We start from the raw sequence: 8153 nt of genomic DNA on the forward strand, positions 1-8153 counted from the left end.
ACCATAAGGAGATGGGGTGAAGAACGATATTCATGATCTGGGACTGGTGCTCGACTCACGCGTTCGGCTGATCGTGATCGAGTCGTGGGACGAGCTGCGTGTGCTGGAAACGCTGACAGGCCTGGCTGTGCGGCGGGGCTTGAGCCTTTACGTGTGGTCGATAACCGAGGGCGTGCGCCGCCTCGGTTTTGGCGGCGAACCGCAGGGCGAGGACAGCAACGCGCCGGAAACCGCGCTCCGGCTAGTCAAGCATGATCCCCAGCCGAATCTGTACGTGTTCTGCGATCTTCATCCGTTTCTCGACGAGCCTCGCGTGGTGCGCCTGCTCAAGGAGATTGCAATGGGGGCGACGCCGACACTGGTGCTGGTTTCGCACGCGCTGAAGCTGCCGGCGGAGCTGCAGCGCCTGACCGCGCGCTTCAGCCTTGCATTGCCGAGCGAGGAAGAATTGCTGGCGATCGTCCGCGAGGAAGCCGCGCGCTGGAGCGAGCGCAATCGCGGTGCGCGGGTACGCACCGACAATCGGACCCTGCAGCAGGTGGTGAAGAATCTGCGTGGCATGAGCCATGCGGAGGCGCGCAGCCTGGCGCGCAATCTGATCTGTGACGATGGCGCCATCACCCAGGAAGACTTACCGGAACTCAACCGCGGCAAGTTCCAGCTGCTCGACCTGGACGGTGTGTTGAGCTTCGAACGCGAGACGGCGCGCTTCGCCGAGGTGGGCGGTTTGCGGCATTTCCGGCGCTGGTTGGGCGAGCGCCAGAGCGCGTTCCTCGCCGGTGCGGCGGCGGATATGCCGCGCGGGGTGATGCTCGTGGGCGTGCAGGGTGGCGGCAAGAGCCTGGCGGCGAAAGCGGTGGCCGGACTCTGGGGGCTGCCGTTGCTGCGCCTGGACTTCGCCTGCCTGTACAACAAGTACTTCGGCGAGACCGAGCGCAACCTGCGCGAGGCGCTGCGTCTGGCTGAGCAGATGGTGCCGTGCGTGCTGTGGATGGATGAAATCGAGAAGGGCCTGGCGACCGGCGAGATGGACGGTGGCGTCAGCCAACGAGTGCTGGGTACGTTGCTGACTTGGATGGCCGAACGCGCGGCACCGGTATTCATGGTCGCCACGGCCAATGCGATCGATCGGTTGCCGCCGGAGCTGCTGCGCAAGGGGCGCTTCGACGAGCTGTTTTTCGTCGATCTGCCGGATAGCGAGACGCGCGCGGACATCTTCCGTATCCACCTGACGCGTCGCGAGCTGGCCGAGGCGGATTTCGATCTGAACGTGCTGGCCGATGCCAGCGCGGGTTTCTCCGGCGCCGAGATCGAGCAGGTGGTAGTTAGTGCCGTGTATGCCGCGCAGGCTCGCCAACGGGCGGTCGACCTGCCGCTGCTGGTGGAAAGCATCCAGGCGACGTCACCGCTTTCGGTGGTGATGGCCGAGGATCTGGCGGCGCTGCGTGCCTGGGCGGACGGTCGCGCCGTACAGGCCGACTGAGCTGGCGCGTCAGCCGGCGCGGTGCAGATACTGCGTGGCGGCAGGCACGGTGATCGCGACCAATACTCCCCCGATCACCAGCAGCAGCCACAGCGCCGCCAGCGCCTTCACCGCCAGGCTGTTGGCTGGCTGCGGCGGGCCGTAGCGATTCGGCCCGCGCTTGCCGGGAATAACGATCATCAGTAGCGGCACGAAGACACCTATCACCGGCACCAGATTGAGCAGCAGAAGCCAGCCAGACATGCCGATGTCGTGCAGTCGCTGGACCCCGATCTGCACGTTAATCACCAGGGCGGCGATCGCCAGCAGTGCCATGAGCAACAACCCGACAGGTTTCGAGATCGCTGCCACGATGGCGGCTATGCCGAACAGACCGGCAACGGCCACCATTACCACCAGGGACCAAGCCAGATAGCGCAGTCGGCCGATGCGGCCCTGCACAGAGAACACGCGCAACTCGCCGTGGCTCTCCAGTGGCATCTCGAGCGTTGCCTGCGGCGGGGCGTACGGTGATTGGCTGTCAGCAGTGGCAGGTGGCGAAACGTCCTTCGCCCGCTGCGCCTGTCGGGCAAGAAATTTCGCGATGACGATTCCGCACGCCGAGCATTGTTCGTGCTGCGGTTGCGTATGCCCGCACTTGGGGCAGTTCATTTGCGGCTGATCTGCGGCTGGCTTGTCGGTCAGTTCCTGCAGTTGAAGCTGGAGCTGCTCAGGCTCCTTGTGCGCGTGGACGCCGGCGCGACGGAGGGCGGCCAGATAACGGTCGGCTTCGTCGCTGTGCAGATGGCGCTTGAGCGCGACTTCGCTCGCGCCGAAAAGTCGCTCGATCCGCGCGCGATCGGTCTTGAAAAGCTGTGCCAGATTGTTTTTCACGGCATCGGCGCTGGCGCCGGGTATCAGCTCGCCGCGGAAGAGAATCTTGTAATGGGCTTCGTTCATGTGGCATCCGTGTCACTGAAAAACAGATCTCGTCTTCGGCGACGCCTACGCATCGCCATCCGTGGCGCGTCAGAAGGGCTTTATCACCGCCAGGATAACGATCGCCAGCAGGAACAGCACCGGTACTTCGTTGAACCAGCGGTAGAACACATGCCCGCGGACATTTTCATCGCGGGCGAAACGCTTGAGCTGGGCGCCGCACATGTGGTGGTAGCCGATCAGCAAGAGGACCAGTGCGAGCTTCACGTGCAGCCAGCCACCGCCGGTGAACAGCGTCGGATTGAGCGCTGCCATCGCGATGCCGAACGCCAGGGTTGCCACCATCGAGGGCAGCATGATGCCGCGATAAAGTTTGCGCTCCATGACCTTGAAGCGTTCGCGGCTGGGCGCGTCGTCGCTCATGGCGTGGTAGACGAACAGACGCGGGAGGTAGAACAGACCGGCGAACCAGCACACGATGGAGATGAGGTGGAAGGCTTTAAGCCAGAGATAGAACATTCGCGGGCGTCTCCGAGTTCCGATGGCTGCCGATAGTATTGATTGTCGGACGATCCGTCACCCTGATGGTTGGCCGACAACCAAAGCAGCTTTATCATCCTTTACTTTTACGACGTTCATTGCGAGGCAGACATGATCAAGGTCGGTATCGTCGGCGGCACGGGCTACACCGGGGTGGAACTGCTGCGCCTGCTGGCCCAGCACCCGCAAGCCGAGGTGGTGGTGATCACCTCGCGCTCGGAAGACGGTGTCAAGGTTACCGACCTGTATCCCAATCTGCGCGGCCACTATGACGGGCTCGCGTTCAGCGTACCGGATGTGGCCAAGCTGGGCGCCTGCGATGTGGTCTTCTTCGCGACACCGCACGGAGTGGCGCATGCACTGGCCGAAGAGCTGCTCGACGCTGGAACGCGGGTAATCGATCTATCGGCGGATTTCCGCCTGCAGGATGCCGAAGAGTGGTCCAGATGGTACGGCCAGCCGCATGGTGCACCGCACCTGTTGGGCGAGGCGGTCTATGGTCTGCCTGAGGTCAATCGCGAGCAGATTCGCGGCGCGCGGTTGATCGCCGTAGCGGGTTGTTATCCCACCGCCACTCAGCTCGGCTTTCTACCGCTCTTGGAGAACGGTCTGGTCGACAACGGCCGGCTGATCGCCGATTGCAAGTCCGGCGTCAGCGGTGCGGGGCGTGCGGCGAAGATTGGCTCACTGTTCACCGAGGCCGGCGAAAGCATGATGGCCTATGCGGTCAAGGGGCATCGCCATCTGCCGGAAATCAGTCAAGGGCTGCGCCGCGCGGCTGGCGGCGAGGTGGGGCTGACCTTCGTTCCCCACTTGACTCCGATGATTCGCGGCATCCATGCCACGCTCTATGCAAGCTTGATCGACACCTCGGTAGACGTGCAGGCACTGTACGAAAAGCGCTACGCCGACGAGCCCTTCGTCGATGTGATGCCGGCGGGCAGCCATCCGGAGACACGCAGCGTGCGTGGTGCGAACATGTGCCGTATCGCGGTGCATCGCCCGCAAGGTGGTGATCTGGTGGTGGTACTTTCGGTTATCGATAATCTGGTGAAGGGCGCATCGGGTCAGGCGATCCAGAACATGAACATCATTTTCGGCATGGATGAGCGTCTGGGGCTGAACAACGTCGCCTTGCTGCCTTAAAGGCCGAAAACCGAGCGGCTTTCCTGAGCGGCCAATAGTTGACCAATTTGGTAGGGCAAGCGGATAATGCTTCGCCATAGCAGTAGGCGTTCTAGCGCCGGGAGAACTCAATGAGTGTCGAATCCTTCACACCCACCGCGATCCAGTTCAGCCAGGGTGCCGCGAGTAAGGTGAAGACCCTGGTCGAAGAAGAGGGCAATCCGCGGCTGAAGCTGCGCGTATTCGTCACGGGTGGCGGTTGCTCGGGCTTCCAGTATGGTTTCACGTTCGATGAGGACGTGGCGGACGATGACACGATCATCGAGCGCGAAGGGGTTAGTCTGGTCGTGGATCCGATGAGCTATCAGTATCTGGCTGGAGCGGAAGTCGATTACCAGGAGGGGCTGGAAGGGTCCCGCTTCGTGATCACGAACCCGAATGCCACGACGACCTGTGGCTGCGGTCAGTCGTTCTCGATCTGAAGTCACCCTGCTTGCGATAAACGCCGCGCTTTGCGCGGCGTTTTCGTTTATGGAGGTTGCCGCTTAGGCCGGATAGATCGCGCCGAGGATTCGCGGGCCTCTTGCGCCGGTCACGCTGGGGCGGTTGGCCGGAATGTTTTCCAGACAGCAGTGTGCCAGCCACGCGAAGGCCGCGGCTTCCACCCAGTCGGGAGCGATGCCGAACGCATCGGTGGTGCAGACGTGACGATTGGGCTGCAGAGCCTGCAGTCGCCGCATCAGCGCAGTGTTGTGGGCGCCGCCGCCGCAAACGAGCAGCTCCTCAGTGTCGGGCTGCGCGCGCTCCAGCGCCTCGCTGATGCTGCGTGCCGTCAGTTCCAGCAGCGTCGCCTGAACATCTTCTGCCAGCAACGCCCTGCCGGACAGATGGTGTTCCAGCCAAGGCAGGTTGAACAATTCACGTCCGGTGCTTTTGGGGCCTTGCCGAGCAAAAAACTCGTCATCCAGCATTGCTCGCAACAAGTTGGCATCGACGTTGCCGCTTTCTGCCCAGGCGCCGTCTCGATCGAATGACTGGCCGCGTTGCACCTGGATCCAGGTATCCAGCAGAACATTGCCTGGCCCACAATCGAAGCCGCGAACCGGCTCGCCGGGGCTGAGCAGGCTGAGATTACTGAAGCCGCCGACGTTGAGAACCGCCCGCACCCTGTCGGCCGTCTGGAACGCCGCTTCGTGAAATGCCGGCACTAAAGGGGCGCCTTGTCCGCCAGCGGCGACATCACGACGACGAAAATCGCCGACAACGGTGATGCCGCTGAGCTCGGCGAGCAGGGCCGGATTGCCGATCTGAATGCTGAAGCCTCGCTGCGGCTCGTGGCGCACGGTTTGTCCGTGGCTACCGATCGCGCGGATCGCTTCGGGCTTGAGTTGGGTTTGCTCGAGCAGTTCGCGGATGACGGACGCGGCCAGCGTCACCCACTGCTGCTCGATTAGTGCTGCGCGGGCCAGCTCATCGGCCCCGGAAGTGCAGAGCGCCAGAATCTCACGGCGTAGATCATCCGGTAATGGACGAAAGCGGCTGGCCAGAAGCCTGGTCTGAGTGGTCTGCTCGACGAGGGCGACGTCCAGTCCGTCCAGACTGGTGCCGGACATGACGCCGAGATACAGCGCCATGCTTATTGCTTGTTGAGAGCCAGCATGGTCGCGCGCTCGTCGTCCATGCGAGCCATGAGCGGCTGGCTGAGCGCCATGAAGCGCTGTTTCTCGTTCTTTGCAATCGGATCGGCCATCGGCAGCTTCAGCCCTAGCGGGTCGACATGCGCTCCGTCCACCTGGAACTCATAGTGCAGGTGCGGTCCGGTAGATAGGCCGGTCGTTCCGATATAGCCGATGATTTGACCCTGCTTGACCGTGGAGCCGTTCCTCACACCTTTGGCAAAACCTTGCATGTGCGCGTAAAGGGTCCGATAACGCTGCCCGTGCTGGATGACCACGGTATTGCCGTAACCGCCCTTGCGCCCGGCAAGCAGCACCTTGCCGTCGCCAGCGCTCTTGATTGGCGTGCCGTGCGGAGCGGCATAGTCGACACCTTTATGAGCACGAATCTTGTTCAGGATCGGATGCTTGCGACCATTGGAGAAGCGGGAGCTGATGCGGGCAAAGTCTACCGGGGTGCGAATGAACGCCTTGCGCATGCTGTTGCCGTCGGCGTTGTAATAACTGGTCGTGCCGCTCTTGCTGGTGTAACGCACGGCGGTGTAGGTCTTGCCGCGGTTGACGAACCGTGCAGCCAGAATGTTGCCGGTACCAACGCGCTTGCCATCAATGATCTTCTCTTCGTAGATCAGTTCGAAGGAATCGCCCTTGTGGATGTCCAGCGCGAAGTCGATGTCATAACCGAATACGTTTGCCAGATCCATCGTCAGGTTGTGGCTCAGGCCGGCCTGACGTGCCGCAACGAACAGGCTGCTGTTGATCTCACCATGAGCGTATACGGCTTTCAGTTCCGGCTTGATTTCTTCTTTCTTGAACGTATAGCCGCTATCGGTTCTTTCGAGGTGCAGGGTTTCAAGCGCGCTGATCCTGCTCTGCAGGCTGGCGAGCTCGCCCTGTTCGGTCAGCTGGAATTCGAATACTTGCCCTACCTTCAATCGGCTCAGCTGTTTAGCGTCCTTACTGCTAGCCAGCACGCTGTGGACGGTGCTGGACGGAAGACCGGCTTTGGCGAACAGCGTGGAAAGGGTGTCGCCGTTGGCCGCCACGAGCTTCTTGCTGCGCGGGTCTTCTTGCGGGGACGCCGGTTGCTCAGCTACTTCGTTGGAGCTCTGTTCGATGGACGCAAAAGGCGAATCGGATTCGGGGGCGGTGGCGTCTTTGGAGGCATCCGGAGCTACTGCCTGCTCGGTGGCGTAATCCAGGCGAAGATCAATAAGGCTTTTCTTCGCTTCTACTTCGCGAGAAGGAAAGACAAGCAGTGCCAGGCTGAGCAGCGCGGCTACACCGCTGGCCGCCAACAGGTGGCTCTTCGGGTAGAGGGGGGCTTTTTGATTGGTCATCAGGTATCTGGCATGTTTTTGCACAGGAAATAACTGTCTAAAATATAAGCAAAGTCCGCGTGAGGCAACCCTTGAGTGCTTCCCGCTCGTCGAGCGGCGGCGTGCTTCACGCTTGTATTTTTCACATGATCTTGTAAGGCTTGCGCCCCTTAATTTGCAGATGCGGAGCCTGTCATGAGGTCGGTTGAGGAGCAGTTGTCGGTCATCAAGCGGGGCGCTGACGAAGTGCTCGTCGAATCGGAGCTGGTCGCCAAGCTACGGCGCGGGCAGCCCCTGCGCGTCAAGGCGGGATTCGATCCGACTGCTCCTGATCTGCACTTGGGACACACCGTGCTGATCAACAAGATGCGCCAGTTACAGGACCTGGGGCACCAGGTGATTTTCCTCATCGGCGACTTCACCGGAATGATTGGCGATCCGAGCGGCAAGAGCGCAACAAGGCCGCCACTGACTCGTGATCAAGTGTTGGAGAACGCCGAGACGTACAAGGCGCAGGTATTCAAGATCCTAGATCCAGCGAAGACCGAGGTTGCCTTCAATTCGTCCTGGATGGATCAGCTGAAGCCGTCGGACATGATCAGGCTTGCCTCGCAATATACGGTGGCCCGCATGCTGGAGCGCGATGATTTCAGCAAGCGTTATGCCACGAATCAGCCGATAGCGATTCATGAGTTCCTTTACCCGCTCGTTCAGGGCTACGACTCCGTCGCCTTGAAGGCCGATATCGAATTGGGTGGGACCGATCAGAAATTCAATCTGCTTATGGGGCGCGAGTTGCAGCGAGCCTATGGGCAGGAATCGCAATGCGTGGTCACGATGCCGTTGCTTGAGGGGCTGGATGGCGTCAAGAAGATGTCCAAGTCGCTCGGTAATTACGTCGGGATTCAGGAGTCGCCGGGGGTGATGTACAGCAAGCTCGTATCGATTCCTGACGCGCTGATGTGGCGTTATTTCGAATTGCTGAGCTTTCGTACCGTTGAAGAGGTCGGTGCATTTCGCGCCGACGTCGAGCGCGGGGCGAATCCTCGGGATATCAAGATCAAGCTCGCGGAGGAGATCGTTGCACGATTC

At 61.2% G+C, this 8153-nt stretch carries 8 protein-coding genes (1 of these 8 only partly in view); 4 read left to right on the top strand and 4 right to left on the bottom strand.

The features are described 5' to 3' along the window. Positions 1 to 16: 16 nt before the first annotated feature. Entirely contained in the window at positions 17 to 1483 is a 1467-nt protein-coding gene (locus tag AC0ZJQ_RS02670; protein ID WP_237265108.1) for an AAA family ATPase, read from the top strand. A gap of 9 nt (positions 1484 to 1492) precedes the next feature. On the opposite strand, the gene AC0ZJQ_RS02675 is transcribed toward AC0ZJQ_RS02670, so the two are convergent. Together AC0ZJQ_RS02675 and hemJ are read right to left on the bottom strand one after the other, a co-directional pair. Then, complete coding sequence (locus tag AC0ZJQ_RS02675; RefSeq protein ID WP_476477309.1) at positions 1493 to 2422, bottom strand: DUF805 domain-containing protein; 930 nt, start codon at positions 2420 to 2422, stop codon at positions 1493 to 1495. A gap of 69 nt (positions 2423 to 2491) precedes the next feature. Continuing rightward, entirely contained in the window at positions 2492 to 2920 is a 429-nt protein-coding gene (hemJ, locus tag AC0ZJQ_RS02680) for a protoporphyrinogen oxidase HemJ (protein WP_155551081.1), read from the bottom strand. Between the two features lie 132 nt (positions 2921 to 3052). Between hemJ and argC the strand changes: the two genes are divergently transcribed. Then, positions 3053 to 4087, top strand: coding sequence for an N-acetyl-gamma-glutamyl-phosphate reductase (argC, locus tag AC0ZJQ_RS02685; protein WP_314020088.1), 1035 nt, complete (start codon positions 3053 to 3055; stop codon positions 4085 to 4087). Between the two features lie 110 nt (positions 4088 to 4197). Continuing rightward, positions 4198 to 4548 carry an iron-sulfur cluster insertion protein ErpA gene (gene erpA / locus AC0ZJQ_RS02690; protein ID WP_003290145.1) on the top strand — a complete coding sequence of 117 codons (351 nt, stop codon included), beginning with the start codon at positions 4198 to 4200 and terminating at the stop codon, positions 4546 to 4548. Between the two features lie 63 nt (positions 4549 to 4611). Here erpA and AC0ZJQ_RS02695 read toward each other — a convergent pair whose 3' ends face one another. Together AC0ZJQ_RS02695 and AC0ZJQ_RS02700 are read right to left on the bottom strand one after the other, a co-directional pair. Then, a complete protein-coding gene (locus tag AC0ZJQ_RS02695) occupies positions 4612 to 5700 on the bottom strand; it encodes an anhydro-N-acetylmuramic acid kinase (protein WP_314020089.1) in 1089 nt (362 codons plus the stop codon). Positions 5701 to 5702: 2 nt separating this feature from the next. Beyond that, entirely contained in the window at positions 5703 to 7082 is a 1380-nt protein-coding gene (locus AC0ZJQ_RS02700) for a peptidoglycan DD-metalloendopeptidase family protein (protein WP_314020090.1), read from the bottom strand. Positions 7083 to 7256: 174 nt separating this feature from the next. Between AC0ZJQ_RS02700 and tyrS the strand changes: the two genes are divergently transcribed. Further along, on the top strand, positions 7257 to 8153 hold the 5' portion of the coding sequence (gene tyrS / locus AC0ZJQ_RS02705) for a tyrosine--tRNA ligase (RefSeq protein ID WP_314020091.1). Its footprint extends 303 nt past the window's final position; the window shows 897 of its 1200 coding nt (coding positions 1-897); the start codon lies at positions 7257 to 7259; its stop codon lies beyond the right edge, outside the window.

Source organism: Stutzerimonas sp. 21-1 (genome assembly GCF_056336065.1).